Annotated in this window: 25 protein-coding genes and 1 pseudogene; 10 read left to right on the top strand and 16 right to left on the bottom strand. The window is 64.5% G+C overall.

Going from position 1 to position 26,789, the window contains the following annotated elements; translation table 11 throughout:
• The first annotated feature begins 5 nt into the window (after positions 1-5).
• The 4 genes from ABOC32_RS07755 to ABOC32_RS07740 all read left to right on the top strand — a co-directional run bounded on the left by ABOC32_RS07755 (position 6) and on the right by ABOC32_RS07740 (position 3,711).
• Entirely contained in the window at positions 6-653 is a 648-nt protein-coding gene (locus ABOC32_RS07755) for an alginate O-acetyltransferase AlgF (protein WP_426810631.1), read from the top strand.
• Positions 654-687: 34 nt separating this feature from the next.
• A complete protein-coding gene (locus ABOC32_RS07750) occupies positions 688-2,142 on the top strand; it encodes a mannose-1-phosphate guanylyltransferase/mannose-6-phosphate isomerase (RefSeq protein WP_426811579.1) in 1,455 nt (484 codons plus the stop codon).
• 141 nt (positions 2,143-2,283) lie between these two features.
• Complete coding sequence (locus tag ABOC32_RS07745; protein ID WP_016489021.1) at positions 2,284-2,748, top strand: hypothetical protein; 465 nt, start codon at positions 2,284-2,286, stop codon at positions 2,746-2,748.
• A 150-nt stretch (positions 2,749-2,898) separates the two neighbouring features.
• Positions 2,899-3,711: an SDR family oxidoreductase gene (locus ABOC32_RS07740; protein ID WP_426810630.1), complete on the top strand. Its 813-nt coding sequence runs from the start codon at positions 2,899-2,901 to the stop codon at positions 3,709-3,711.
• Between the two features lie 130 nt (positions 3,712-3,841).
• Here the strand turns inward: ABOC32_RS07740 and ABOC32_RS07735 are convergent, their stop codons facing one another.
• From ABOC32_RS07735 to ABOC32_RS07720, 4 genes are all read right to left on the bottom strand, one after another.
• On the bottom strand, positions 3,842-5,293 hold the full coding sequence (locus ABOC32_RS07735; protein WP_426810629.1) for an efflux transporter outer membrane subunit: 1,452 nt from the start codon (positions 5,291-5,293) through the stop codon (positions 3,842-3,844).
• Positions 5,290-6,351: an HlyD family secretion protein gene (locus tag ABOC32_RS07730; protein ID WP_426810628.1), complete on the bottom strand. Its 1,062-nt coding sequence runs from the start codon at positions 6,349-6,351 to the stop codon at positions 5,290-5,292. The genes ABOC32_RS07735 and ABOC32_RS07730 overlap by 4 nt, the downstream gene beginning before the upstream one ends.
• 28 nt (positions 6,352-6,379) lie before the next feature.
• Positions 6,380-7,921 carry an MFS transporter gene (locus ABOC32_RS07725; RefSeq protein ID WP_426810627.1) on the bottom strand — a complete coding sequence of 514 codons (1,542 nt, stop codon included), beginning with the start codon at positions 7,919-7,921 and terminating at the stop codon, positions 6,380-6,382.
• Positions 7,922-8,037: 116 nt separating this feature from the next.
• Positions 8,038-8,943, bottom strand: coding sequence for a LysR family transcriptional regulator (locus tag ABOC32_RS07720; protein WP_234227732.1), 906 nt, complete (start codon positions 8,941-8,943; stop codon positions 8,038-8,040).
• 269 nt (positions 8,944-9,212) lie between these two features.
• Here ABOC32_RS07720 and ABOC32_RS07715 point away from each other — a divergent pair, with 269 nt between their 5' ends.
• The gene (locus tag ABOC32_RS07715; RefSeq protein ID WP_426810626.1) at positions 9,213-9,665 is read left to right on the top strand and encodes a universal stress protein; all 453 of its coding nucleotides are present in this window, start codon (positions 9,213-9,215) and stop codon (positions 9,663-9,665) included.
• Between the two features lie 264 nt (positions 9,666-9,929).
• Here the strand turns inward: ABOC32_RS07715 and ABOC32_RS07710 are convergent.
• A pseudogene (locus ABOC32_RS07710) lies at positions 9,930-10,041 on the bottom strand (efflux transporter periplasmic adaptor subunit); the annotation flags it as partial.
• A 109-nt stretch (positions 10,042-10,150) separates the two neighbouring features.
• On the opposite strand from ABOC32_RS07710, the gene ABOC32_RS07705 reads away from it, so the two are divergent.
• Positions 10,151-10,477 (top strand): type II toxin-antitoxin system PrlF family antitoxin, encoded by a 327-nt coding sequence (locus ABOC32_RS07705; protein ID WP_014859917.1) that lies wholly within the window; start codon positions 10,151-10,153, stop codon positions 10,475-10,477.
• Complete coding sequence (locus ABOC32_RS07700) at positions 10,474-10,941, top strand: type II toxin-antitoxin system YhaV family toxin (RefSeq protein WP_232889195.1); 468 nt, start codon at positions 10,474-10,476, stop codon at positions 10,939-10,941. The genes ABOC32_RS07705 and ABOC32_RS07700 overlap by 4 nt, the downstream gene beginning before the upstream one ends.
• 49 nt (positions 10,942-10,990) lie before the next feature.
• Here ABOC32_RS07700 and ABOC32_RS07695 read toward each other — a convergent pair whose 3' ends face one another.
• Genes ABOC32_RS07695 through ABOC32_RS07680 form a run of 4 tightly spaced genes read right to left on the bottom strand, consistent with a single transcriptional unit; the run spans position 10,991 to position 15,755 of the window.
• Positions 10,991-11,851, bottom strand: a complete 861-nt coding sequence (locus tag ABOC32_RS07695; protein ID WP_234227734.1) for an efflux RND transporter periplasmic adaptor subunit — start codon at positions 11,849-11,851, stop codon at positions 10,991-10,993.
• A 10-nt stretch (positions 11,852-11,861) separates the two neighbouring features.
• Positions 11,862-12,062 (bottom strand): DUF1656 domain-containing protein, encoded by a 201-nt coding sequence (locus tag ABOC32_RS07690; RefSeq protein ID WP_009685040.1) that lies wholly within the window; start codon positions 12,060-12,062, stop codon positions 11,862-11,864.
• Positions 12,052-14,229 (bottom strand): FUSC family protein, encoded by a 2,178-nt coding sequence (locus ABOC32_RS07685; protein ID WP_426810625.1) that lies wholly within the window; start codon positions 14,227-14,229, stop codon positions 12,052-12,054. The genes ABOC32_RS07690 and ABOC32_RS07685 overlap by 11 nt, the downstream gene beginning before the upstream one ends.
• The gene (locus tag ABOC32_RS07680) at positions 14,226-15,755 is read right to left on the bottom strand and encodes an efflux transporter outer membrane subunit (RefSeq protein WP_426810624.1); all 1,530 of its coding nucleotides are present in this window, start codon (positions 15,753-15,755) and stop codon (positions 14,226-14,228) included. Before ABOC32_RS07680 ends, ABOC32_RS07685 begins: the two co-directional genes overlap by 4 nt.
• A 191-nt stretch (positions 15,756-15,946) precedes the next feature.
• Between ABOC32_RS07680 and ABOC32_RS07675 the strand changes: the two genes are divergently transcribed.
• Together ABOC32_RS07675 and ABOC32_RS07670 are read left to right on the top strand one after the other, a co-directional pair.
• Positions 15,947-16,894, top strand: a complete 948-nt coding sequence (locus ABOC32_RS07675; RefSeq protein ID WP_043197939.1) for a LysR family transcriptional regulator — start codon at positions 15,947-15,949, stop codon at positions 16,892-16,894.
• A gap of 79 nt (positions 16,895-16,973) precedes the next feature.
• Positions 16,974-17,948 (top strand): 2-hydroxyacid dehydrogenase, encoded by a 975-nt coding sequence (locus ABOC32_RS07670; RefSeq protein ID WP_426810623.1) that lies wholly within the window; start codon positions 16,974-16,976, stop codon positions 17,946-17,948.
• Positions 17,949-18,082: 134 nt separating this feature from the next.
• On the opposite strand, the gene ABOC32_RS07665 is transcribed toward ABOC32_RS07670, so the two are convergent.
• A complete protein-coding gene (locus ABOC32_RS07665; protein WP_426810622.1) occupies positions 18,083-18,985 on the bottom strand; it encodes a DMT family transporter in 903 nt (300 codons plus the stop codon).
• 185 nt (positions 18,986-19,170) lie between these two features.
• Here ABOC32_RS07665 and ABOC32_RS07660 point away from each other — a divergent pair, with 185 nt between their 5' ends.
• A complete protein-coding gene (locus tag ABOC32_RS07660) occupies positions 19,171-20,046 on the top strand; it encodes a helix-turn-helix domain-containing protein (protein WP_426810621.1) in 876 nt (291 codons plus the stop codon).
• Between the two features lie 195 nt (positions 20,047-20,241).
• Here the strand turns inward: ABOC32_RS07660 and ABOC32_RS07655 are convergent, their stop codons facing one another.
• The 6 genes from ABOC32_RS07655 to ABOC32_RS07630 all read right to left on the bottom strand — a co-directional run bounded on the left by ABOC32_RS07655 (position 20,242) and on the right by ABOC32_RS07630 (position 26,593).
• A complete protein-coding gene (locus ABOC32_RS07655; protein WP_426810620.1) occupies positions 20,242-22,632 on the bottom strand; it encodes a TonB-dependent siderophore receptor in 2,391 nt (796 codons plus the stop codon).
• 201 nt (positions 22,633-22,833) lie between these two features.
• A complete protein-coding gene (locus ABOC32_RS07650; protein ID WP_426810619.1) occupies positions 22,834-23,814 on the bottom strand; it encodes a FecR family protein in 981 nt (326 codons plus the stop codon).
• Positions 23,811-24,386, bottom strand: coding sequence for an RNA polymerase sigma factor (locus tag ABOC32_RS07645; RefSeq protein ID WP_426810618.1), 576 nt, complete (start codon positions 24,384-24,386; stop codon positions 23,811-23,813). Before ABOC32_RS07645 ends, ABOC32_RS07650 begins: the two co-directional genes overlap by 4 nt.
• Positions 24,387-24,390: 4 nt before the next feature.
• Positions 24,391-24,717, bottom strand: coding sequence for a DUF3325 domain-containing protein (locus ABOC32_RS07640; protein ID WP_019473287.1), 327 nt, complete (start codon positions 24,715-24,717; stop codon positions 24,391-24,393).
• Positions 24,717-26,291 (bottom strand): PepSY-associated TM helix domain-containing protein, encoded by a 1,575-nt coding sequence (locus tag ABOC32_RS07635; protein WP_426810617.1) that lies wholly within the window; start codon positions 26,289-26,291, stop codon positions 24,717-24,719. Before ABOC32_RS07635 ends, ABOC32_RS07640 begins: the two co-directional genes overlap by 1 nt.
• Positions 26,288-26,593 (bottom strand): DUF3649 domain-containing protein, encoded by a 306-nt coding sequence (locus ABOC32_RS07630; RefSeq protein WP_086975342.1) that lies wholly within the window; start codon positions 26,591-26,593, stop codon positions 26,288-26,290. The genes ABOC32_RS07635 and ABOC32_RS07630 overlap by 4 nt, the downstream gene beginning before the upstream one ends.
• Positions 26,594-26,789 lie beyond the last annotated feature (196 nt).

Here is a 26,789-nt window from a genome sequence, read left to right as displayed (position 1 = left end):
TGCACATGACTACCAAGACTTCCATTGCCAAAGCCCTCACCCTCGCGGCCGGCCTTTCCCTTGCTTCGATGCAGGCCTTCGCCGGGGCCGACGCCGCCCTGTACGGCCCAAGCGCGCCGAAAGGCTCGACCTTCGTGCGCCTGTACAACGCAGCCAGCGCACCGGCTGCGGCGTCGGTCGGCAACACGCAGATCAAGCAGGTTGGCGCCCAGGCCAGCAGCGACTTCAGCTTCCTGCCAGGCGGCGATTACACCGCCCAGGTCGGCGGCAAGAGCGTGCCGGTGAAGCTGGCCTCGGACAAGTACTACACCCTGGTCAACAGCGGCAGCGGCAACCCGCTGCTGATCGAAGAACCGCCGTTCAAGAACAAGCAGAAAGCCCTGGTGCGCGTGCAGAACCTGAGCGACCAGCCGCTGACCCTGAAAACCGCCGACGGCAAGACCGAAGTGGTCAAGCCGGTGGCTGCCAACGGCCGGGGCGAACGCGAAATCAACCCGGTCAAGGTCAACCTGGCGCTGTACCAAGGTGACAAGAAAGTGGGCGACGTGAAACCCGTCGCCCTGGAGCGCGGCGAAGCCGCCGTGCTGTACGTAACCGGTTCCGGCAACAGCTTGTCGCCGGTGTGGGTAACTCGCCCCGTGGCTAGCAACTGATCCCCCTGCCTTTAACGACTATTGGAGAAACATGATGATCCCGGTAATTCTTTCTGGTGGTAGCGGTTCGCGTCTGTGGCCTCTGTCGCGCAAGCAGTTCCCCAAGCAGTTCCTGGCCCTGACCGGCGAACACACCCTGTTCCAGCAAACCATCGAGCGCCTGGCGTTCGAAGGCATGGACACGCCAATCGTGGTCTGCAACAAGGACCACAAGTTCATCGTCCAGGAACAACTGGCGGCGCTGACGCTGGAAACCCAAGGCATCCTGATGGAGCCCTTCGGCCGCAATACCGCGCCCGCGGTGACCATCGCCGCCATGAAACTGGTCAACGAAGGCCGCGACGAGCTGATGCTGGTGCTGCCCGCCGACCACGTGATCGACGACCAGAAGGCCCTGCAGCGCGCCCTGGCCCTGGCCACCGTCGCCGCCGAGCGTGGCGAAATGGTGCTGTTCGGCGTGCCGGCCACCAAGCCGGAAACCGGCTACGGCTATATCCGCTCCAGCCAGGACGCCCTGCTGCCTGAAGGCGTGGCACGCGTGGCGCAGTTTGTTGAAAAACCCGATGAGAAACGCGCCGCCGAGTTCGTCCAGGCCGGTGGCTACTTCTGGAACAGCGGCATGTTCCTGTTCCGCGCCAGCCGCTTTCTCGAAGAGCTGAAAAAGCATGATCCGGATATCTACGATACCTGCGTGCTGGCCCTGGAGCGCAGCGAGGAACATGGCGATGCACTGAGCATCGATGAAGCCACCTTCGCCTGCTGCCCGGACAATTCCATCGACTACGCGGTGATGGAAAAAACCCAGCGCGCCTGCGTGGTGCCGATGTCGGCCGGCTGGAGCGACGTGGGCTGCTGGTCGTCGCTGTGGGAAGTGCACGAGAAGGACGACAACGGCAACGTCACCAAGGGCGATGTGGTGGTGCAGGACAGCCGCAACTGCATGATCCACGGCAACGGCAAGCTGGTGTCGGTGATCGGCCTGGAGAACATCGTGGTGGTCGAGACCAAGGACGCCATGATGATTGCCCACAAGGACAAGGTGCAGGGCGTCAAGCAGATGGTCAAGACCCTCGACGAGCAGGGCCGTACTGAAACCCAGAACCACCTGGAAGTGTATCGCCCTTGGGGTTCGTACGACTCGGTGGACATGGGCGGCCGCTTCCAGGTCAAGCACATCACCGTCAAGCCGGGTGCCAGCCTGTCGCTGCAGATGCACCACCACCGTGCCGAGCACTGGATCGTGGTGTCGGGTACTGCCGAGGTCACCTGTGACGAGAACGTGTTCCTGCTGACCGAGAACCAGTCGACCTACATCCCGATCGCCTCGATCCACCGCCTGCGCAACCCGGGCAAGATCCCGCTGGAGATCATCGAGGTACAGTCCGGCAGCTACCTGGGCGAGGATGATATCGAGCGCTTCGAGGATGTGTATGGGCGCACTTCCACGCCGGTCGAGCGTGGGGTATCGGTCAAGACCATTGCGCAATAAGTGAAACCCCGGGGCCGCTTCGCGGCCCCTGTGGGAGCGGGCTTGTCCCGCGAATGGAGGGCGCAGCCCTCCTGCTTTTGAGCCCTCCCCCATTTCAGGCTACGATGGTCAGACCCCGCGCAACCAAGGTCTGCAACCCTCATGATCATCGGTGCCTTCCTCATCCTCACCTGGCTGGTGCTGCTGCTGCGCTACCCGGCCAAGGCCCTGCCGATCTCCCTGGCGGCCGTATGTGGCCTGGGCCTGGTAGCCCTGTTCGTTGCCTGGCAGGAAACCCGCGAAGCCTCGCAACTGGCCCGCCTGGACCTGCGCCTTGCCTATGCCCCCGAACAATGCCCGGCCGATCGTGCATTGCAGGTACACATGAAAAACGGCAACAAGGCCCCGCTGACCGAACTGCGCTGGCGAGTGGCGGCGTATGCACCAGGCGACACCGTGAACCTGGCCGAAAGCACCTACAACGCCCCGCGCTACCGGGGCCCAGGTGATTTACAGCCGGGGGCCGAGTGGAAGGACTGCCTGCCGCTGCCCCCCCTGCGCGCCGGGTACCGGCCACAGACCCTGGAGTTTCGCGCCGAGCACCTGCAAGGTACATTCGCCAATTAATGCTTTGCCTGCTCCGGCCTCTTCGCGGGTAAACCCGCTCCCACAGGTACCCCACAGTATTCAAAGCCTGTGCGATACCTGTGGGAGCGGGTTTACCCGCGAAGAGGCCGGCACAGGAAAACCAATCCTCCCAGACAACAGGCCCCAACCATGCCCACCGTCCTGATCACCGGTTGTTCCAGCGGCATCGGCCGCGCCCTGGCCGACGCCTTTCGCGATGCCGGCCACCACGTCTGGGCCACTGCTCGCAAGGCAGAGGATGTTGAAGTGCTGAACGCCGCCGGCTTCACCGCCCGGCAACTGGATGTGAACGACACCGAGGCCCTCGCCCGCCTGGCCGAAGAGCTCGAAACCCTGGATATCCTGATCAACAACGCCGGCTACGGCGCCATGGGCCCGTTGCTGGACGGTGGTGTGGATGCCCTGCGCCAACAGTTCGAAACCAACGTGTTCGCCGTGGTCGGCGTTACCCGCGCGCTGTTCCCGCTGCTGCGCCGCTCACGCGCAACGGTGGTGAACATCGGCAGTGTTTCCGGTGTGCTGGTCACGCCATTCGCCGGTGCCTACTGCGCCTCGAAGGCGGCCGTGCATGCGCTGAGCGATGCCTTGCGCCTGGAACTGGCGCCGTTCGGTGTGCAGGTGATGGAAGTGCAGCCGGGGGCGATTGACACACAGTTCGCCAACAATGCCCAGCGCCAGGCCGAGCAGGTACTGGCGGCGGATTCGCCGTGGTGGCCGTTGCGTGAACATGTGCAGGCGCGGGCGCGGGCTTCGCAGGACAGGCCGACGTCGGCGGCGGTGTTTGCCCAAGGGGTACTGGCGGCAGTCGGCAAGTCGCCGGTGCCGGCGGTGGTGCGGTTGGGCAATGGCAGTACCGCGTTGCCGTTGATGGCCCGGTTGCTGCCACGGCGGTTGCTGGATTGGGCGTTGCGCAAGCGCTTTGGCCTGCTGCGCCCGCTCTGAGATTTCGTCTGCCTGTACCGGCCCTATCGCCGGCAAGCCAGCTCCCACAGGTACAGCGTAGTTCTCAGGTCCGGTGCAATACCTGTGGGAGCTGGCTTGCCTGCGATGGGCCGCAAAGCGGCCCCCGCCTTCAGGCTTTTCTTGCCGGCTGTTCGTCAAACGCCTGCCAGCCACCACCCAAGGCTTTATACAGTCCCACCAACGCCTGCGACACCGCCGCCGAGCTGTCGATCCACTGCTCCTCGCTGGCCAGCAATGCACCCTGCACCGTCAGCACATTGAGAAAGTCCACGGCCCCTTCCACATACTGGCGCTGGGCAGTTTCCAGGGCGATGCGGTTCTGCCGCACCGCCTCGGCCAAGTGGTCACGGCGCAACTGGCTGGCGTTGTACAGGCGAAGCACATCGTCAATTTCATGCCAGGCCCCCAGCACCACCTTGCGGTAGTTCAGCGCCGCTTCCTGCTGCTGCGCCTCGCGCAGTTCCAGGGTGCCCTTGAGCCGGCCGCCCTCGAAGATCGGCAGCGACAGCTGCGGCCCAAAAGCAAAACGGCGCGAATCCCAGCCACCGAAATCAGACAGCTGCATGGCCTGGAAGCCGACACTGCCTGACAGCCGGATGCTCGGGTAGAAGTCCGCCTTGGCCACGCCGATGCTGGCGGTGACGGCGTGCAGGCGGGCTTCGGCCTGGCGGATGTCTGGCCGGCGCTCGGCCAGTTCGGACGGCAAGCCAATGGCGAACTTCTGCTGCGGCGCGGGCAGTTCGCCGCCCTGCAGCAATTCGGCCTGCAGGCTGCGCGGCGGTTCGGCAGCGAGCAGGCTGAGGGCGTTGATCAGGTCATCGCGCCGGGCTTCCAGGCTTGGCAAGCGGGCCTCGATCGACGCGACCTGGGCGCTGGCCTGGGCCACGTCCAGGCGTGTGGCGACGCCCTCGGCCTGGCGGTTTTCAGACAGCTTCAGGCTGTGCCGGGCAACCTTCAGGTTGTCCTGCGTCACATCAATCGTGTGCTGCACCGCGCGCAACTGGAAGTAGTTGCCGGCGGTTTCCGACAGCAAGGCCAGCAGCACCCCGCGGCGGTCGTTCTCGGCCACCTCGACGGTAGCGTCGGCTGCCTCGACCTGGCGCCGCACCCGGCCCCACAGGTCCAGCTCCCAACCGGCCACCAGGTCGCCTTGCCAAAGGTTGTACGCCTCTTTACCCGCCCTGCCAGACGGGTCGCTCAGGCCTTCGGCGCTGTTGCGGGCACGGCTGTAGCCGGCGCTTGCATCCACCGACGGCATTTCATCGGCGGCCACCGTGCTGCGCAGTGCACGGCTTTGCAGCAACCGCGCACTGGCCATTTGCAGGTCGAGGTTGCGTTCGGCAACACGCTGGATCAAGGCGCTCAGCTGGGCATCGTGAAAGGCTTCCCACCAGCGCAGTTCCAGCGGTTCGGCCTGCGGCTGGCTGGCTGCCGCCTCGCCTTGCAGCGGCGCCCACTGTTGCGGTGCCTGGCTGTCGGGGCGCAGGAAGTCCGGGCCCATGGTGCAGCCGGCCATCAATACCGCCAGCAGCAACGGGCTCAAGCGTAATGCCGGTTTCATCGTGCGCTCACCTCTTTGCCGTCCAGCTTGTCGCCACGGGTATCGATGGTCGCTTCCACCGACATGCCCACACGCAGGCGGGTAAGCAGCGGCTGGCCATCATCGAAGACGATCTTCACCGGAATGCGCTGCACCACCTTGGTGAAGTTGCCAGTGGCGTTGTCCGGTTTGACGGCGGCAAACGTCACACCGGTGGCCGGGGCGATGCTTTCCACATGGCCTTGCAGCGTTTCGCCAGAGAAGGTGTCGACGCTGATACTGACGGGCTGGCCAGGCTGCACGTGGGTCAGTTGGGTTTCCTGGAAGTTGCCGACCACATACGCCTGTTGCAACGGCACCACCGACAGCAGGCGGGCACCCGGGTTGACGTAGGCGCCAATACGCAGTGCGCGCTCGCCGACCATGCCGTCCACCGGCGCAGTGATGCGTGTGTAGGACAGGTCGAGCTGGGCCTTTTCCACGCCGGCTTCGGCACGTTTCAGTTGGCCATCGGCGCTGGCCACCTGGGCGGTCAGAATATCCACCTGCTTGCGCGTGGCCACCAACGCCGCCTGGGCATTCGCCAGGCGCGCACGGGCCTGGTCGACGCCGCTGCGCGCCTGCTGGGCGTTCTGCACGGTACCGGCGCCCTGCTCGGCCAGGCGGCTGTAGCGGTTGACTTCATGGTCGGCGAACGCCGCTTCGGCCTGGGCGGCTTTCACCGCGGCCTCGGCCTGGGCAATCAACGAGGCCTGGCGCTCCAGGGTGGCGCGGGCATCGGCGCTTTGCGCCTGGGCCACCAGCAACTGCGCCTGTGCGGCGTCCAGGGCGGCCTGGTAATCGCGGGGGTCGATGGTCGCCAGCAACTGGCCGGCCGTAACCTGCTGGTTGTCCTCAACCAGCACTTCCTTGATAAAGCCGGCCACCTTGGGCGCGACCACGGTGTAATCGGCGATCACATAGGCGTCGTTGGTGCTCTGGCGGTGGTCGCTGCCAAACATCCAGGGGCCGACGATGCCAGCCAGCACGGCCACGGCCAGCACCGAGCCGATGAACAGGGTTTTGCGGTTGTTGGTCATTTCAGGTGTTCTCGAATTCATCCAGGGTTCAGGCCACCGCACGCGGCGGATAGACCCGGGTAGGCACGAAAGGAATCAGGCAGATCAGGGCCACGGCAATGCAGGCCATGACCAGGTACAGGTCGGCGGAGGTGAGTACCAGCGCCTGGTCGTGGATGCGCCTTGCCAGGCCGGCGGCGCTGTCGTCAACCAGCGGGGCATTGCCCAGGCTGTCCACCAGGTGGTTGGAATGGAAGTGCCGGCGCAGGGTGCCAAGGGCATCCAGCAGGCCACCGGCGATCACTGCGGCCAGGCCTTTCACGGTGTTGAACCAGCTGGAGGCGAATGGGCCTTCCTGCGGGGTCATGCCATTGGTGGACAGCATCAGCAACGGCAGCACCGCCATCGGCTGGCCGAACACCTGCAGCAGGTAGAACGGGTAGAAGTCGCCACGGATCCACTCGCTGGTCAGCAGGCTGCTGCCGACACAGGACACCGCCAGCATCGCCAGGCCGATACCCAGCACCCAGCGGCAGTCCACCGCACGGATGTTGCACAGCGCTGCGGTCAGCGGCAGGGCGATCAGCTGCGGCATGGCCACCAGCATCATCAGCGGGCTGGTCTGCGCCGGGCGGTAGCCCTGGATCTGCGCCAGGTAGGCCGAGGGTATGCTGCCCACACCCGAGAGCACGATCAGCACACCGGCCAGGGTCACCAGGGCAAAACTCAGGTTGCGCCGCTGCAACATGCGCAACTGGAAGAACGGCAGCGGTTCGGACCACTCGTTGAACATGAACAGCACCAGCAACACCAGGCCACCGCCCAGCAGCCAGCAGATCAGCGGCGAATCGAACCAGCCCCAGCGGTCGCCCAGCGACAGGCCCAGCACGATGCAGCTGATCGCCGGCAGCCCGAGCAGCACACCACGCCAGTCGAACTGTTTGAAACGCTCCAGGCGCAGCGGGTCTTGCGGCAGGCCCCAGCCGACGCAGACGATGGCCAGCAGCGAGGGCAGAATGATCTGCCAGAACGCCCATTGCCAGCCGACGTACTCGGTCCACAGCCCCGCCAGCGGCGTGCCAAGGTTGGGGCCGAAGGTGGCGGTCAGGGCATAGCAGGCCAGGCCGTAAACCTTGATACCCGGCGGCAGGAAGCGCAGGGCCACGCTCATCAGCATCGGCGGCAAGGCACCCGAGGCAAAGCCCTGCAGCACACGCAGCAGCATCAGGCTGTGCAGGTTGGGAGCGAACGGTTGCAACAGGCCGAGCACGGCGAACAGGCCAACGGCACTCATGGTGAAGCGCCGCAGCGAGAAGGTGGTGGCCAGCCACGGCGCAAAGGCCATGGCCGAGACCGACGCGGCGCTGTATACCGCCAGCAGCCAGGCACCTTCGTCGGCACCGATGCCCATGGCACCGCGGATATCGGCGAGGGAAATCTTGGTGACCGACTCGTTGAGGCCTGCACACAGCACGGCCAGCAACACACCGAACAGCCCGACCACCACCTGCAGGCCAAACGCCGTCTGCGCAGGCGCGGCCGGCGCGGGGGCGGCGGCCAGCGCCGCAGAGGGCGCGGTCAGGGAACTCATGGGAATACATCTCCAGCAACAATTTCAGGGCTGGGGCAAGTTTAAGAAGGTCGAATGCTGACGAAAACTGACTTGTTGGTAGTTGTATATTGCGTCAGACGCAATCGATGTCGAAATCACGGGTCAATACGGCCACACGCTTTCAACGTCTGGCGCAACCAGCGGTGCGCGGGGTCGTTGTCGAAACGCGGGTGCCACGCCTGCATCACATTGACCTTCTCCAACGGCACCGGGATCTCGAACGAGCGCAATGGCAGCTTCAGCCGCTGCACACTGTTGAGGATATTGGCGGGTATCGGCAGGATCAGGTCCGAATCCGGCAGCGAGAACATCGCCGAGTGGAAGCTGGTGGTGATCAGGGCCACGCGCCGCTCCACCTTGTGGTTGGCCAACGCCACATCGATCGGCCCATTGGCACGGCCGCGGCGAGACACGCTGATCTGCGGGTAGGCGGCAAAACGCTCAGGGGTGATCGGGGCGTCGAAGATCGGGTGCCCCACACGCGCAAGGCCCACGAAGTAGGTGTTGAACAGGCTCTGCACCTTGATTTCCGGGCCCAGCTCCACGGCCGAGCTGATGATCAGGTCAATTTGCCCATTGCGCAGCACCGCATCATCGTCACCACTGCCCTCCGGGACGAACCGCAACACCGTTCGCGGCGCCTGGGCCAGCATCATGCTCAGCAATTGGGCGCCATACAGGGCTATGAACAGGTCATTGGTGCGGATGTTGAAGGCACGGTCCAGGTTGACCAGATCGACATCATCACGGCTGCGGAACACCTGCCCGGCCTGCTCCACCAGGCCATGCACCTGCTCGCGCAGGGCCAACGCACGCGGCGTCGGCACCAGGCCACGGCCGGCGCGCACCAGGATCGGGTCGCCCAAGGCATCACGGATACGCCCAAGGGTCCGGCTCATCGCTGCCGGGCTCAGGTTCATGCGCTGCGCGGCGCCCACCACACTGCCCTCATCGAGCAGGGCATCGAGGGCGACAAGCAGGTTCATGTCCGGGAGTTGCATGGCCGTTTTCCGTTACAGCTGTGGGAAACGCGATGGTAGCAGGTTGCTGGATTGCATCAGACGCAATGCGCTCTTGCGTGGTGGGGCATTTATTCATTGAGTGGACTGAGCCAAGAATGGGGCATGGCAGGTTCGCCCTCTTCGCGGGTGAACCCGCTCCCACAGGAACCCCACCATGCCCGCGGGGTGTGCAGTACCTGTGGGAGCGGGCGTGCCCGCGAAAGGGCCGATCCTGCAGATACATCAGCCAGCCATTGCCAAGGATCCCCATGCCCAGCCCCGTCCTGATCGCCATCGACGCCTCCCCCGCTTCCGGCGCCCTGCTCACCCTCGCCCGCCGCTACTGCCGCCCCAACGACCACGAACTGCACATACTGCTGGCCATCGACTCCACCTTCGCCGTCCACGACCAGCCCGCGCCCTACACCGCCGAAGAACTGGAAGAATACCCCGCCGCCTGCGAAGAACAGCAGCACGCCGACCACGCCGTAGCCGAAGCCGTGCGCGACCTGCAGCAAGCCGGTTTCACCAGTCAGGGCTGCATGGTAGCGGGGCAACCGGTCGAGGCAATCGTGGCCAAGGCGCAGGAATTGAACGCCGAACTGATCATCATGGGCCACCGCCACCTGTCGCGGCTGGGGCGGATGCTCGACCCGTCGATCAGCGCGAAGGTGATTGATCGGGTTAAGGTGCCGGTATTGGTGGGGGCTGCGGGGGAATGACTTGAGAGGTGTACCGCCTGGTAGATCGAGCGCCGCCCGCGCGGCGCATCGCGAGCTACGCTCGCTCCTACGTTTGTTTAAGGCCAATTTATCCTGTGGGATTTGCACGCGAACGCCTTGGTGAATGGCTCGATATTGAGTTGTACAAACAAGGCGGTCGCGCTCACCTGCAACTGAATTGACTGGCCCGAAATAAACGTAGGAGCGAGCGTAGCTCGCGATGCGCCGCGCGGGCGGCGCTCGATCTTCCACGTTACATATCTCTCAAGGCGTATTCGGCTTCACCACCACCGTACACGTCGTCCTCCCCCGCCAGCAGAAATCCTTCCGGCCCTTCATCAATGTGAATACGCTCCGATAACCGCTGTGCCAGCCTTGCTGGGGTCTGCCTGACCGCTCATCACTGTGGTAATGCACCTGCATTGACCTGGCAATGCAGTCGCATTACCTTAGGTCGTATCGTTGTGACCTACAGGACATTGCCAATGGCTGCCACCTTCGACGTCGAGTCCACGCTGACCGATCGCTATCAGACCACCGTGCCCGAAACGGTGCGGCGCGCCTTGGGTTTGAAAAAACGTGACAAGATCCATTACTCGATTCGCCCTGACGGTGGGGTGATACTCACCCGGGCAGAGGCAACCGAGGACGATCCGGTGCTGGGAAAATTTCTGGATTTTCTGGCTCACGACATCGCTACCAATCCTCAACGGCTGCAGGTTGTCGATGCAGGCCTCATCGCTCGTCTCGACAAGCTTGTCGGCGACGCGGAGGTCGACCTGGATCAACCTCTGTCGGCGGATGATGAATGAGTGATGCGAACAGGAAGCCTCTGGTTATTCATGGATGGACTGTAATTGCCCACCCGCTGTTCCTGGCCAAACTGGAGGCGCTGAGCGCTCAAGTGCAGGCTCAGATGCACAAGGACCCAACGGGTTACACGCGCAGAAATGCCTATAAACGGCTGGCGGCCATCAAGCGACTGGCCTTCGATGTAATCCCTCAAGACCCGACCAAGCCTGAATACCGGCAGGGGGCCACACTGGGTGGTGACCACAAGCACTGGTTCAGGGCAAAGTTCTTCCAGCAGTACCGGTTGTTCTTCCGCTACCACACCCCCAGCAGGATCATTGTGCTGGCCTGGGTCAATGACGAGTCGAGCAAGCGGGCCTACGAAAGTAGCGACGATGCTTACAAGGTCTTTCAGAAGATGCTGCATACCGGCCACCCGCCGGACGATTGGGAGCAGCTACTGCGAGAAGCTGCAGCCGAATGAGTCGACTGGCTCCCACAGATGATGCGTGAGCCCGGGATGGCTCCGAGGCTCACCCCTCGCTCGGCTTCACCACCACCGTACACGTCGTCCCCGCCGCCAGCAAAAACCCTTCCGGCACTTCATCGATGTGAATGCGCACCGGCACCCGCTGTGCCAGCCGCACCCAGTTGAAGGTGGGGTTCACATCGGCGATCAGCTCGCGGCTTTGTGGGTTGTCGCGGTCGTAGATGCCGCGGGCGATGCTCTCCACATGCCCTTTGATGCGCTCGCCGCTCATCATCTGCAGCTCGGCCTGGTCGCCCACCTTCACGTGGGGCAGCTTGGTCTCTTCGAAGAACCCGTACACCCAGAACGAGTTCTCGTCGACCACCGCCATCACCGCTTCACCGGTGCGCGCATAGTCGCCCTTGTGGATATTCAGGTTGGTCACGTACCCGTCCACCGTGGCCACGATGTGCGTGCGCTTGAGGTTCAGCTCGGCTGCAGCCAGTTCGGCAAGGGCTTGCTGGTAATCGGCCTGGGCGGAGTTGGCGATGTTGCTGGCGTCGTCGCGGTTTTCCTTGGAGATCACCAGGTTGTCCATGTCGGCACGGCGCTTGGCGTTGACCTTGCGCATTTCCCAGGTGGCCTTGCGCGAGGCGACCATGGCCTTGGCCTGGTCGACCGCCAGTTGGTAGTGCTCGGGGTCGATCTGGATCAGCAGGTCGCCTTTCTTCACCCGCTGGTTGTCCTTGACCGGCACGTCCACCACGTAGCCGGGCACGTCGGCGGCGACGTTGATGATGTCGGCACGCACGCGGCCGTCGCGGGTCCATGGCGTGGTCATATAGTGCAGCCACAGCTGGCGACCGATGGCCACGGCAGCGACCAACACCAGCAGGGTGGCGATCAGGCTGAAGAACTTTTTCATCGAAGGTTTCTCACCAGTAGACAGTAAGCGCCATGGCGCCGAACAGGCAGACGAACAGGCTCAGGCGCAACAGCGCCGGGTGCCAGAAGAAGCGGTAGCCATCATGGCTGGCGATGAACCGGTCCAGGCCCCAGGCCAGGCCCAGGGCGAACAGGAACATCAAGGTCATGGTGGGCATGTACACGCCATGGAAGGCGATTTCACGGGGCATGGTGCAATCCTTTCGCCGGTGCCAGTGGCGACTGTGGGTCCAGCAAGGAGGAACGGATGAAGTGCAGGTAGCTTTGCGCACGCCGCAGCACCGAGGTGTCGAAATGGCGGGCAAAGGGTTCGTCGGTGGCCTGCACGCGGGCAATCGCATGGTCGACGGCGACCAGGGCGCGTTCGTGGTTACTGGCACTGGGCTGCAGGAACAGGCGTGTCAGGGCACGGCCCATGACGCGGATTGCCTGGCGCCACGGCTGCGACTCTGCGTAGGCCGGGTGCACCGGGGCGCGGGCTTGTTCCTTGCGCAGCTCGATCACGGCGTGGCCGATTTCCAGCACGGTGAACATCCAGCCCATCAGTTGGCTCTGCACCTGCGGCTTGCCGGCCGCCAGGCCATAGGCCTGGTGCAGCAGGTCGCGGGTGCGGCTTTCGAAGGCCGTGCCGATGCCGCGCAGGCGCCCGCTGATGGCGAACAGCACCTGCTCGCGCAGCTCCTGCTCCAGGCGGTTCCACAACCAGCGGCTGTTCGGCGGCAGGATGATCGCCCCGGCGGCGGCGCAGACAAACATGCCGATGACCATGCCGATGTAGTCGTTGATGAAGGTGTACGGGTCATACACGGTGAGGTTGTTCGGCACCGAGCCAATCGCAAAGAACACCAGCAGGCCGATGCCGTAACCGGCGTAGGCCGGGCGCGACGAGAGGAACGCACCCAGCACGAACACCGGCGCCAGCACCATGCACAGCAGCGGGAAACCGTCGATCCAGGGGAACACGAAGAAGGTTTCGAAGAAGCCGATGAAGGCGCCGATGGCCGTGCCGCAGGCCATCTGGAACGACATGCGCTTGGGGTTCGGCGAGGCCGCCGAGAGGCCGACGGTGACGGTGGCGATCAAGGTCATCATGGCGCCGCTGGGCCAGTCGCTGAGCAGCCAGTAGCTGCCCAGCAGCAACAGCACCGCCGAGGCACGCACACCGGCGGCCAGCGACACCAGCCAACTGGTCTGCGCCACGTAGGGCTCGTCCCACTGCTCACGTTCGTGCTTGTGCGCGGCCAGCGAGGCGTGGGTTTCGGCGTAGCTGTACATCTCGTCGACGAAGCGGTACAGCAGTTCGAATGCGGTGTGGAAGTCGAGCAGGTCGGCCTCGCTGGGCTCGGTCGCCAGGTACTCGGCGCGCAGCCCGCGCACCTGGGCTTGCAGGCCCTCCTTGTAGGCCGCCAGCTCCAGGGTCAGGCGCAGGGCATCAGCATCGGTCAGCGCCCGGCCCACATAGGGCTGCAGCAGCTCCACCAGGGTATTCAGGCCCGGCTCGATGGCGCTGACGATCTGCAGCGGGCCACGGGCGCGCAGGCGCTCCAGCAAACGGTGCAGGGCATTGAAGCGCGTGGTAATGGCCATGAACTCGCTGTTCATCCGCACCAGTCGGCCACTGCGGCGGCGCATGTGCGGGTCTTCGAAGGCGGTGACATTGCGCAGGCTTTCAAGGCCCACAGCTTCGGCAACGAAACGCACGTTGCTGCTCTCGAAACGGTCCTTCTGGCTATCGCCACGCAGGGCCTCGACCACCACCCCGGCGAACACGCCAAAGCGCTGGTACAGGGCGTTGCGCATGGCAGCACTGGCCGACTGTGGCAGGATCGCGGCGCTGACGAAGGTCGACACCAGAATGCCCAGGGCAATTTCCAGCACCCGCCATACCGCCGCCATGAACGCCTGGTCGGGGTGCTGAAGCACCGGCAAGCCGATCATCGCAGCGGTGTAGCCGGCCAGCACAAAGCCATAGGCGCGGAAGGTGCGGTAGCGCATGGCGCCGGCCGAACACAGGCCCACCCACAGGGCCAGGCTGGGCAGGAACAGCTCGGTGTTCTGCGGGAAGATGGCGATCAGCGCCACCATCATCGCCGAGCCAGCCAGTGTGCCGAGCACCCGGTAGAAGCTCTTGGCGAACACATGCCCGCTTTGCGGCTGCATGACGATGAACACGGTGATCATCGCCGTGCGCGGTTGCGGCAGCTCCAGGCGCATGGCCAGCCACAGGGTGATGAACGCGGCGGCCAGCACCTTGAAGATGTACACCCAGGTCACGCCGTCGGTGCGGGCCCAGGCAAAGAAGCCCCGGCGCCATTCCAGGCTTTGCAGCCAGCGCACGGGCAAACTGGAAGTGCTCATTCGGCGTTATCCGGCTTCTTGTCGAAAATGGCCAGGGTGGCCGGGGTGGCCGGCGCGGCCTGGCGTTCCTCCTTCGGCGCATCCTGACCGGCCTGCAGGCCACCACCCAGGGCGGTGACCAGCTCGGCATGGGCGATCAGGCGGGCGGCCTGCACCTGCTGCTGCACCTGCTGCTGGCGGAACAGCAAGGTCTGCGCGTTGAGCACGTTGAGGTAGTCGGTAAGGCCGCGCTGGAAAGCGACCATGGCGATGTCATAGGTTTTCTGCGCAGCGGCGACGGATTCGGCAGCGAAGTGCGACTGCTCTTTCATCGACTCGCGGCGGATCAACTGGTCAGAGATGTTCTTCAGTGCGCCAACCACGGTCTGGTTGTAGCGCGCCACGGCCACGTCATACCCCGCCGAGGCAACGCCCAGTTCCGAGCGTAGGCGGCCACCGTCGAAGATCGGCAAGCTGATGGCCGGGCCGACGTTGTAGTTGAACTTGCGCCCGGTCAAAAACTCCAGCGGGCCACCGCCGGTGGCCATGAAGCCCAGGCTGCCAACCAGGTCGACGTTGGGGAAGAAGCCGGCGTGGGCGACGTCGATGCCACGCGCCTGGGCGGCCACCTGCCAGCGGCTGGCGACCACGTCGGGACGCTGGCCGACCAGTTCGGCAGGCAGGTTCGAGGGCAGTTTCAACGGCGCGGCCAAGGCCAGGGCCGGGCGCTGCAATTGCGCGCCTTCCCCCGGGCCCTTGCCGGCCAGTGCGGCCAGCTGGTTGCGGGTCAGGGCAATTTCTTCGTTCAGGCTGTCCAGCTGGCGGTGGGTTTCCGGTAGCGGTGCTTCGGCCTGGCTGACTTCGAAATGGGTGCCGATACCGGCATCCAGGCGGCGCTTGGCCAGGGCCAGGATCTGTTCCTGCTGCTCCAGTTCGGCCTTGACGATATCGCGCTGGGCAAAATGCAGGCTCAGCTGGATATAGGCGCGCACCACGTTGTTCTGCAGCTCCAGCTGCGCCTGGCGGGCTTCGGCCACGCTCATGTGCGCCTGGTCCACGGCCTGCTCGCTGGCATTGCGTTCGCGGCCCCAGAGGTCGAGGGCGTAGCTGAAGCCGATGGCGGCGTTGTTGTCCCAGGTGTTGGCGCCCGACAGCGCGCCCGGGCCGTAGAACTGGTCTTCAGGCCAGTTGTGGCGCTTGAGCGTGGCCTGGCCGTTGGCCTGGAGCTTTTCCGCCGACTCGACCACGCCGGCCATGGCCTTGGCTTCGCGCACCCGCGCTGCGGCCATGGCCAGGCTCGGGCTGCCAGCCACGGCCAGGTTGATCCAGCGGTCCAGCTGCGGGTCGCCATAGGCGTGCCACCACTGCTGGTCGGGCCAATGGGCGTCGGTCGCGGCTTCGCGTATGGCCGCGTCGGTGGTCAAGGTATTGGCTTGCAGCGTCTTGCTTTGCGGGGCGATGCCCCAGGTTCCGATACAGCCACTCAAGGTGAGGGCAAGGGCACAGGCACTGAACGCATTGAGCGTTCTGATGATGCGACGCGGCACAGCTGCGATTTCCCGAGGAAGAGGTGAAGGGGCCGGGCAATTCTAGGGGGCGGCAGCACTGGCGATAAGCGCAGATTCCTGCGAATCTTTGTTACCAAAACAGCGATAATCCGCCTTTGGTCGAAGGCAACTTTTCAGCTTTTCTGCGTTACTTCGTGACACAATTTTGTCCTCTACATCGAGAGTGACCCATGGACACCCTGCAAAACATGCGTGCTTTCAGTTGCGTAGCCCAGCTAGGCAGCTTCACCGCTGCTGCGGCGCAACTGGATACGACCACCGCGAACGTGTCGCGGGCGGTCTCCAACCTGGAAGCCCATCTGCAAACAAGGCTGCTCAACCGTACCACCCGCCGCATTGCGCTGACCGAGGCCGGCAAGCGCTACCTGATGCGTTGCGAACAGATTCTTACCTATGTGGAAGAAGCGGAAGCCGAAGCCAGCGATGCCCACGCCCGCCCGGCCGGGCAGTTGAAGGTGCACTCGATGACCGGGGTGGGCCAGCACTTCGTGGTCGATGCCATTGCCCGCTACCGCGAATCGCACCCGGACGTCACCTTCGACCTGACCATGGCCAACCGCGTGCCCGACCTGCTCGACGAGGGCTATGACGTGTCCATCGTGCTGGCCACCGAACTGCCCGACTCGGGGTTCGTGTCGCAGCGCCTGGGCATCACCTACAGCATCGTCTGCGCCTCGCCCGCCTACATCGCCCGCCACGGCAGTGCGCAAAAGCCCGCCGACCTGCTCAAGCACGCCTGCCTGCGCATGGTCAGCCCGGTGATCCCGCTGGAAAAGTGGCTGTTCGACGGCCCGGAAGGCCAGGAGATGGTCAACATCACCAGCTCGCCGTTCATGGTCAACACGGCCGATGCCATGAAGACCGCGATCCGCAGCGGCATGGGCGTAGGCGTGCTGCCGATCTATTCGGCCATCGATGGCCTGCGCGATGGCAGCCTGGTGCGGGTGCTGCCCGAGTACCGCCTGCAGGAGCTGAACCTGTACGCCATCTACCCGTCGCGGCAGTACCTGGATGCCAAGATCAAGACGTGGGTCGAGTACCTGCGCAACTCGCTGCCAGAGATTCTCGCGGCCCATGAGGCCGACCTGAAAACCCATCAGGTGCTGATCGCCAACTAAAAAGCTGCTGCATTGCGGGGGTGGACAATGGTAGGTTGCTAACCATTGTCCACCACCCGCCTTGCAGAGAAGTTGCCCGATGAAAAAGACCGTCCTGGCCTTCAGCCGTATCACCCCGGCCATGGCCGAGCGCCTGCAGCAAGACTTCAACGTGATTGTGCCCAACCCCAAGCTGGGCGACATCAATGCCCAGTTCAACGAAGCCCTGCCCGAGGCCCACGGCCTGATCGGTGTAGGCCGCAAGCTGGGCCGTGCGCAGCTTGAAGGCGCGGCCAGGCTGGAGGTGGTGTCCAGCGTGTCCGTCGGTTACGACAACTATGACCTGGACTACTTCAACGAGCGCGGCATCGCCCTGACCAATACCCCCGACGTGCTTACCGAAAGCACCGCCGACCTGGGCTTCTCGCTGGTCATGGGCTGCGCCCGCCGCACCGCCGAACTGGATGCCTGGACCAAGGCCGGCAACTGGCAGGCCACCGTGGGCCCGGCCCTGTTCGGCAGCGATGTGCATGGCAAGACGCTGGGTATCGTCGGCATGGGCAACATCGGGGCCGCCATTGCCCGTCGTGGCCACTTCGGCTTCAACATGCCGGTGATCTACGCGGGCAACAGCCGCAAGACCGCGCTGGAGCAAGAGCTGGGCGCACAGTTCCGCAGCCTGGAGCAGTTGCTGGCCGAAGCGGACTTCGTGGTCATTGTGGTGCCATTGTCCGACGCCACCCGCAAGCTGATCAGCGCCCGTGAACTGAAGCTGATGAAGCCGAGTGCGTTCCTGATCAACATCGCCCGCGGGCCGGTGGTGGACGAAGCTGCGCTGATCGAAGCGCTGCAGAACGGCACCATTCGTGGGGCTGGCCTGGATGTGTACGAGAAAGAGCCACTGAGCGATTCGCCGCTGTTCAAGCTGCCCAACGCGCTGACCTTGCCGCACATCGGTTCGGCCACTGCCGAAACCCGTGAGGCCATGGCCAACCGCGCGATGGACAACCTGCGTGCGGCGCTGCTGGGTGAGCGGCCGCGGGACCTGGTGAACCCACAGGTGTGGAAGGGCTGATAATTATTCGCTGCCTGGACCGGCCTCTTCGCGGGTAAACCCGCTCCCACCGGTAATGCACAGTTCCTGAGGGCTGTGGGGTACCTGTGGGAGCGGGTTCACCCGCGAAAGGGCCGGTACAAGCAGCACATTACCTACTTGGCCAGCACAACTTCCTCAGCCACCCGAGCCTCGGGCTTGCGAAACACCAGCACATTCCCCGCCATCACCGCCACCAGCCCCAGCAAGGCCGGCGCCGTCCACTGATACCCCTCGGCCACCGCCGACACATTCAACGCCACCAACGGGAACAGCACCGTGCAATAGGCGGCCCGCTCCGGCCCCATGCGCCCGACCAGGGTCAGGTAGGCAGTGAAGCCGATCACCGAACCCGGAATCACCAGGTACATCAGCGAGCCGATGTAGCGGGTGTTCCACTCCATGGTGAAAGGAATACCGCTGAACAGGCAATAAACCATCAGCATGGCGGCCCCGTAGACCATGCCCCAGGCGTTGGTGGTCATGGGTTTGAGCCCGGCCTTCTGCTGCATGCTCGACAGCATGTTGCCCGCCGAGAAGCACAGCGTGCCGAGCAAGGCCAGGCCAAGGCCGAACAGGGTCTCGCGGCTGGCGGCATGGTGGGACAGCTCTGGCCAGAACAGCAGCCCCAGGCCGAGCAGGCCCAAGGCACCCCCGCCCAGCACATTGGCGGCGATCTTCTGGCCGAAGAAGACCCGCGCGTTAAGTGCGTTCCACAGGGTTGCCGTGGAGAACACCACGGCGATCAGGCCACTGGCAATCCACTGGCTGGCCGTGAGGAAGCACATGAAATTGACGCAGAACAGGCACAAGCCCTGAGCCAGGCAGATGAGGTGGCCGCGGCGGTTCATGGGTTGCAGGCGGCGGGTGAGCAGCAGGATGGCGAACAGGATCAGGCCGGCCAGGGCGAAGCGATAGACGATCGAGACCGGGATGGCGACCACACCCAGCTGGAGCTTCAGGGCGATCCAGGTGGTGCCCCAGATCAGGACGGTGAGCAGGTAGAGTGACATGTTCATGGCGGCAGTTCCTTGGGCCTTTCAAGATCGGTGCCCGGCGCTTCGCGGGTAAACCCGCTCCCACAGGGATTGCCAGTGTTCTTCCGATCAGCGTTCGCCCGCTTGCACAAACTTGCGCTTTTGTCCCACAGGTAGCTGTAAGCCCGCCCAAGTGGCAGTAGGATGGCTGGCAAGAGGAATCGCCCATGACGCCACTCACCCAACTGCAAGTGTTCAACGCCATGCATGCCTCGCCCCACGCCAGGCTGGAGCTGAGCGCGCACCTGGGCGATGGGCTGGCGGCGGCGTTGTGGAGCAACCGCGACGATGCCCGCGACTATCAGGCCCCGACCCATCACACCCTGTCGTGCTACATTGCCGACGGCACCGGCACCTTCCGCCGCCAGCGCCCGGCCGACAAGGGCGCGCCCGGCAAGCTGTGCGTGATGCCGGCCGGGCAGGAATCGAACTGGGTGGTCAATGGGGCAATCCGCCTGGCGCACCTGTATGTCAGCGAGGCGCAGTTCGCCCTGGGTTGCGTGCGCCTGCTCGACCGCGAACCACGTGAACTGCAGTTGCAGGAAGCGACCTTTCTCGACGACCCGCAACAGGCCGTGCGCTTTCGCCAACTGATCACCCTGGACTGGGACGAACCCGGCGAGCGCTTGCTGGCCAGCAGCCTGGCGCACGAGATCGTTGACCATGCGCTGCTCAACCAGGTCGGCCTGCGCCAGGGCCTGCGGCTGAAAGGCGGGCTGGCGCCGAACTTGCGCCGGCAACTGGTCGATTACATCGAGGCGCACCTGGACCAGCCGATTAGCCTGGGTGAACTGGCCTTGCGCTGCAACCTGTCCGAATACCACTTTGCGCGCATGTTCCGCACCAGTTTCGGCCTACCGCCGCACCAGTACCTGCTGGCCCGGCGACTGCACCGGGCCTGCCAGTTGCTGCAACTGGGGGTGATGCCGCTGGGGGAGATTGCCCTGCTGTGCGGGTTTGCCAGTGCCAGCCATTTCAGCAACCGGTTCCGGCAGGCGCTGGGTGCAACACCGGGCGAGTACCGTTCGGCCATTCGCGGCTAAAGCCGCTCATGAGCGGTGTCTATTTCAAGGCAGACGCAAGCCCTGTAGGAGCAGCCTTGTGCTGCGAAGGGGCCATTGCAGCCGAAGATAATCTTTAGCCTTACCGGCCTCTTCGCAGCACAAGGCTGCTCCTACAGGGTAATGGGGTAGCCTGTGGGAGCGGCTTTAGCCGCGAAGAGGCCGGTACAGGCTGGCTCAAAACTCGAAGGTACTGGACAGGCTCACCTGCCGCGCATCCCCGATTGCCACAAAGTACTGGTTCACCGCCGAGCTGTAGTAAACCTTGTCGAACAGGTTCTTCACGTTCAACTGCAAGCGTACCTTGTGCTCATCAAGCTTGGTCTCGTAACTGGCGAACGCATCGGCCACGGTGTACGACGGCAGGTCGAAAGTGTTGGTCGAGTTGCCCGCCCGTTCACCCACATAACGCGCGCCGGCCCCTAAACGCAGCTTGTCGCCACCGAACAGGCTGCCGAAATCGTACACCGCCGACAGCGAACCGCTGTGCTTGGCCACGTTCTGCAGGCGGTTGCCCTCAAGGTCCGGGTCTTTCGTAACCTTGGCATCGGTAAAGGCATAGCTGCCGATCAAGCTCCAGCGGTCGCTGAGTTGGCCGGTCAGGTCGAGCTCCACACCTCTTGAATTGACCTCACCGGCATTGCTGTAGACCGTCTCGCCCGTCCCGCTATCGAAATTGGCGACCAGCACATTACGCTTGGTGATGTCGAACAGCGCCAGCGTACCAGTCAGGCGACCGGGCATGTCCAGCTTGGCCCCCAACTCCCACGACTTGCCCTCCTCGGGTGCAACGGAGGAGTCCAGCACCACACCGCCAGTCAGCGGCGCAATGCTGGAGTTGGGCTTGAACGACTCGGTGTAACTGCCATAGAACGACAGCTGGTCGTCGACCTTGTAGACGATGCCAGCATGCGGCACCCAGGCCTGGCCGCTGTTATCGGTATTGGCCGTGAACGGGCGGCCGCGGCCGGCGTACTGGTCGAACTGCTGGAAGCGCGCGCCGGCCACCAGGATCCAGTGGTCATCCAGGTGCAGTGCATCCTGGACGAACAGGGCATCGGTGCGCAGCTTGTCAGTCTGGTCGCTGTCACTGGCACGTACGTTGGTGCCTTCCACCTCCTGACCGTAAACGGGGTTGAGGTAGCTGAAGGTAGAGCGGGCAGTCTGGCGAATCAGGTCGCCGCGGTACACCTTGCGGTCTTCATGGTCGACGCCGAACAACAGGTCATTTTGCATGCCGGCCACTTGCACATTACCGGCCAGGCTCAGGGTAGCGAACTGGTCCCGACTCATGGCGTTGTGGGTGCCGTCGATGCTGCGGGTCAGCGTGCCTTTGGCTTCGTTGACGCCAGTCACCCGAACCTGGCTGGCATCGTAGGTCTCGCGATTGAAGCTGTAGCCAAAATGCAGCTTCCAGTCATCGGCCAGCTGATGGTCGACCTCCAGGCGATACAGGTCGGAGCGCCCTTCCATGTCGTTGAACGGCTCGTCCAGGCGGCGCGTGGCGGGGATGTTCAGCGGGTGGCCATTGCTGCCGAACGCGGTGCCCCGGTCGAAGGGGTAAAGAAATTCGCGGTGCTCGTAAGCCAGCACCACCTGGGTGTCTTCGCCCAGCCAGGCCAGCGACGGCGCCACCAGCGATTCGCGGTGCACGCCGTAGTTGCGCCAGTAGTCTTCGTCTTCGTGGTCGACGATCAAGCGGTAGGCGAAGTTGCTGTCGCCCAGCGCACCGGTACTGTCGAGCCCGCCGCCACTGCCGTTCTTGCCGCTGCCGTAGGTCGAGCCGCGCACGGTCAGGGCGTTGTACTGCTGCAGTTGCGGGCGCTTGCTGACCACGTTGATCACCCCGCCCGGGTCCTGGATGCCGTACAGCAGCGAGGCCGGGCCCTTGAGCACTTCGACCCGCTCGGTGCTGGCGTTTAGGCTACGCCCCTGCACGATGGGCATGCCATCGCGCATGATCGAGCCGTCGCGGTTGTCGCCAAAGCCGCGCTTCATCACCGTGTCGGACGTGCCGCCAAAGTTGTTGCCCTGGGTAATGCCGCTGACATTGGCCAGGGCATCGTCGAGGTTGCGCGGGGCCTGGTCGCGGATGACCTGGGCCGGTACCACGTTGATGGCCTGGGGGATGTCCTGGTTCGGCCCCTGCCCGCGCATGATCGAAGCGCTGGCCGGGGGCTGGTAGCTGTAGTCGTCCAACTGCGAGGTTACGTTGGTGGCCTGCAGGTTGAGGGCGCCTGAGGTGTCGGCGGGCTCCAGGGTCAGGGTGCGTGCGTCGACGCGGCGCCAGGCCAGCCCGGCGTTGCCCAGCAGCTGTTGCAGCGCCTGCTCGGCGCTGAACCGGCCATTCAACGCGGGCGCTTGCACGCCCGGCAGTTCGAGGGTGTAGACCACGCTCTGGCCGGTGGTGCGGCTGAAAGCGTTGAGGGCCTGGGCCAAGGGTTGGGCCGGCTGGGCGAAGGCATAGGCCTGCAGCTGCTCGGCGGCGCTTGCCAGGGGGGCGACAGCGAAGGCCGGGAGCGCAGCAAGGCCGAGCCAGAGAGGGACGCAACGCGAGGAGAACTTCATGGACGCTGACCTGTGAGAGGGTGACGATTGCGAATGAATCGCACTTTCACTCATTACACGGATGCCACGTCCTGTTACCTCACCCGTTGATTGAAATTATTTTTCCTGTGCCGGCCTCTTCGCAGCACAAGGCTGCTCCTACAGGTACTGCATAGCCCCTGTAGGAGCAGCCTTGTGCTGCGAAGAGGCCAGCACAGGCGGCTACCGAACCAGGGTCAAACGCCCCAAAACGGTCTGCCGCGAAAAGCCCATCACCTTCCCCAGCGAATCCAGCGCCAGCAGTGGCTCGGCCACCGGGAAGCTGCCGCTGACCTTGCGCTGCCCCAGTTCGCCATCCAGCAACAGGATGCGCCCCGGGTAATAGCGCCCAAGGTCTTCGACCACCTGCGCCAGCGGCACCTGGTAATAATTCAGCCACCCCTGGCGCCAGGCCAGGCGGTTTTCACTGTCCACCGCCAGGGTGTCGCCTACCCTGCCTGCGCTGTAGGCCACCTGCTGGTTGGCCGTCAGCTCACGCGCCAGGGTGCCTTGTGCAGGGCTCACCCCCACACGCCCGCTGCGCACCGTCACCTGGGTGCCGTCGCCTTGTTCACGCACCTCGAACTGGGTGCCGAGCACCCGCACTTCGCCACCGCCAGCTCCGACCAGGAACGGCTCGCCGGTATGCGTGACCTCGAAGAACGCCGCGCCATACAGCAACCGCACACGGCGCTCACCCTGGGCAAAATCGACTGCAATGGCGCTACCGGCATCAAGCGTCACCTGCGACTGGTCGGCCAAGGTCACCTGGCGAATCTGCCCGGTACTGCTGTAGTCGGCCTGCAGGTCCTGCAACCAGTACGCCGGGTGCCAGCCACCGGCAACGCCCACCGCCAGCACCAGGCAGGCCGCCACCGCCAGTGCTGCCAGCTGCCGCCAAGGGCTGCGGGTCGGCGGCTGGGCCATGGCATCCAGGTAGTGCTGCAGGGCGTCCTGTTCTTCGTCCGCCAGCCGCGCCGCCGGGGCGGCGCTTTTCTGCCACAGCGTCTGGGCCTGTTGGTAGGCGTCACGGTGCCCGGGGTCGGCCAGCAACCAGCGCTTGAACGCAGCACCTTCGGCTTGCGCGGGCTGCTCATTGATGCGGATGAGCCATTGCAGCGCGGCCTGGGACTGCGCCTCGGTGATGGGGGGCATACGGCTCATCGACGGGCACTCCCTGGCCGGCGTGGGGTGGACGCGGGCTCGGCAACACTCGCCTTGCACGCTTCAAGGGCGCGCATCATATGCTTTTCCACGGCGCTCTGGGACAGCTGCATGGCCTTGGCAATTTCGCCGTACTTGCAGCCGTGGATGCGGTTGAGCAGAAAAATCTGCCGGGTGCGCTCGGGCAAGGCGCGCAAGGCGGCTTCGATGCGCTGCAGGTCGTGGTCGACCTCCAGCGCCTGCTCTGGCGCCTGCGCCATGGCCGCCTCGTCCATGGGCAAAGCCGCTTCTGCCACGCGTTCGCGGCTGCCTTCACTGCGCAGGTGGTCGATGGCCAGGTTGCCGGCACAACGCAACAGGTAGGTGTCCAGCGCCTCGACCTTGACCTCGGGGCGGCGCCAGAAACGCAGGAACAGTTCCTGCACCAGGTCTGACGCCGTGGCGCGGCAGCCAACGCGCCGGCTGACCAGCGCCTCCATGCGCGCCCGTTGGGCCAAAAACACCTGGACGAAACGTGCACGCCCGCCAGTGCTGTCGGCGTCGGGCTCGATGATATCCCCCTGCTCGCTCACGGGGTCACACGGCAAACACGGCCAGCAACGGGCCCAGCACCACGCTGGCGGCAGCCAGGCCCAGCAGCAGCCGCGGCTGGTAAGGCAGGCCAAACACCCACACGGTTACCCCGGCCATCATCACTGCCGTCCACTCCACCAAGCCATGGGCCCAGCCACGCAGGTGCACGCTGAGCACCAGCGACAGCATCAGCAGCAGCCAGCCGGCAACCCGCAACAGCCGCAACTGCCCGGGGCGCGGCTTGCGCCCGAGCAAATCGCTGAAGTGCTTTTCCATGGCCAGGCACAGGGCGACAAAACCTGCGAATGCGATCAGTGCGTTACCCAGCATCAGCTCACCTGCGCCGTTTCAGTGCCCGTTTTTTTTACCGCGCGTGGTCGCTTGGCTACCGGTTTGGGGCTGCGCAGCATCTTGCCGGCCAGCCAGGCCAGGAACAGGCCGGTGCCCAGGGCCGTCAGGTCGAAGCCGGCCATGGCCCAGTCGCCTGCCGGCAACGAATGGCTCAAGCCCCGGTCAGTGGTCAAGCCATTGAGCAGCGGCAGCAGGGCAAAGGCCAGCGCACCCAGCGCCAGTTGTTCGCCCCACGCCCGGCGCCCGCTGCGCAGCACGGCATGCGCCAGTGACAAGCCCCAGGCGATGAAAAAGGCATCGACCTCCCAGTCGGCGCGGCCCTCGATGCCCACCGGGATCAGGCGGTTGGCCCAGAAGAAGCCGGCCACCGCCAGCAGCAGGCCGCTCATGCTGGCGATATTGAGCACCTCGACCAGGCGCAACTCACCCGGCATGTGCGAGCTCTTGGCATGCTTGAGCTGGCGCTTGCCCAGCCACATCACCAGCCCGGTGCCGATCACCGCAGTCCCGGCCACGCCAAAGAAGAAGTACAGCCAGCGCAGCCACGGCCCGGCAAAATTACCCATGTGCAGCCCGGCAAAGCTGAAGGCGGTCATCATCGCCCCGCTCTCTGGCTTGCCCTGGCTCAGCAGCGCGCCACTGGCGCCGTCGAACGTCCAGTTGGCACTGCGCCGATAGGCCACGTGGTCGGCAGCCGACTGGGTGAAAGTGACGCGGGCATTGCTGTCGCCCGGGTTCTGCACCTGGATGAAACCGATACGCGCGCCCGGTTGCAGCTCCTGAACCTTGGCGTAAAGGGTTGGCAGCGCTACCAGCGGCGTGGCCACCTGGGCCGCTTTGGGCGCATCGTCGCGGCCGAACAGGTCGTTGAAATACTTGCCCGTGTCATTGCCATAGCTGGCCATGATGCCCGCCGGCATCACCATGTACATGAACAGCACCAGGCTGCTGTAACTGATCATCAGGTGAAACGGCAGCACCAGCACGCCGATTGCGTTGTGCCCGTCCAGCCAGGAACGCTGGCCCTTGCCGGGGCGGAAGGTGAAGAACTCCTTGAAGATCTTCTTATGGGTGATGATGCCGGTGACCAGCCCCAGCAGCATGATGAAGGCGCAGAAGGTCGACAGCCAGCGGCCAAACGGGTGCGGCATCTGCAGCTGGAAGTGGAACCGGTAGAAGAACTCGCCCCCACGGCTGTCGCGTGCTTCCACCGGCTGGCCGGTCTGCGTGTCGAGGGTTTTGTTGACAAAGCCACGCGGCCCGCCGTTGGGGTCGCGGTAGCCCACGCTCAGGGCCGCCTCACGCTCGCTGGGCATGTCGATGAACCAGGAGGCGGAATGCCCGGCATTGTCTTGCAGGTACTGCTGGGCCTTGTCCAGGCTGCGGGCCGGGTCCAGGGCATGGCTGCGCACCTCGGGCTGCGCCCAGTGGGTGATTTCATCCTTGAAGTACGACAGCGTGCCGGTGAGGAAGATGGCAAACAGAAGCCAGCCGAAGAGCAGGCCGGTCCAGGTGTGCAGCCAGGCCATCGCCTGGCGGAAGCCTTCTTTCATGGGTTTTTCATCCAGTAGGCAACGCCGCTGACCATGCCCAACAGCAGGCTCGGCGCCAATACGCCCAGCCAGGCACGCCAGGCGCTGCGGCAGGCGAAGCACCAGATGAAGGCCAGCAGGTAGAAGACGAACGACAACAGCAGGCCGGTCAGCGTGGCATCGACCTTCGGCAGTGGCGCCACCAATGCAATGCAGACGCTGGCCATGGACGCCAGCAGGTAGCCGCCCAACAGCGCGGCCAGGCTGCGTGAGGCAACGGCCAGGCGATAGCTGAGCGGAAGGCCGGCGGTTTTGCGCGTCATGGCGAAGGTCCGGGCGTTTTTTGGGGTTGCAATAATAATGATTTCAATTCTCACAAGCAAAGAGTTAGCGATGTGTTGCCTGTTCTGGTCCTATCGCCGGCAAGCCAGCTCCCACAGGTATTGCACAGGGCTTGAAGACAGCGGGGTCCTGTGGGAGCTGGCTTGCCGGCGATAGGGCCGGTGGAGATTGCCGAGC

The sequence above is a fragment of the Pseudomonas sp. WOUb67 genome (assembly GCF_050058005.1).
Classification (GTDB): Bacteria; Pseudomonadota; Gammaproteobacteria; order Pseudomonadales; family Pseudomonadaceae; genus Aquipseudomonas; species Aquipseudomonas putida_R.
This window is presented reverse-complemented; position numbering and strand designations above follow the sequence as displayed.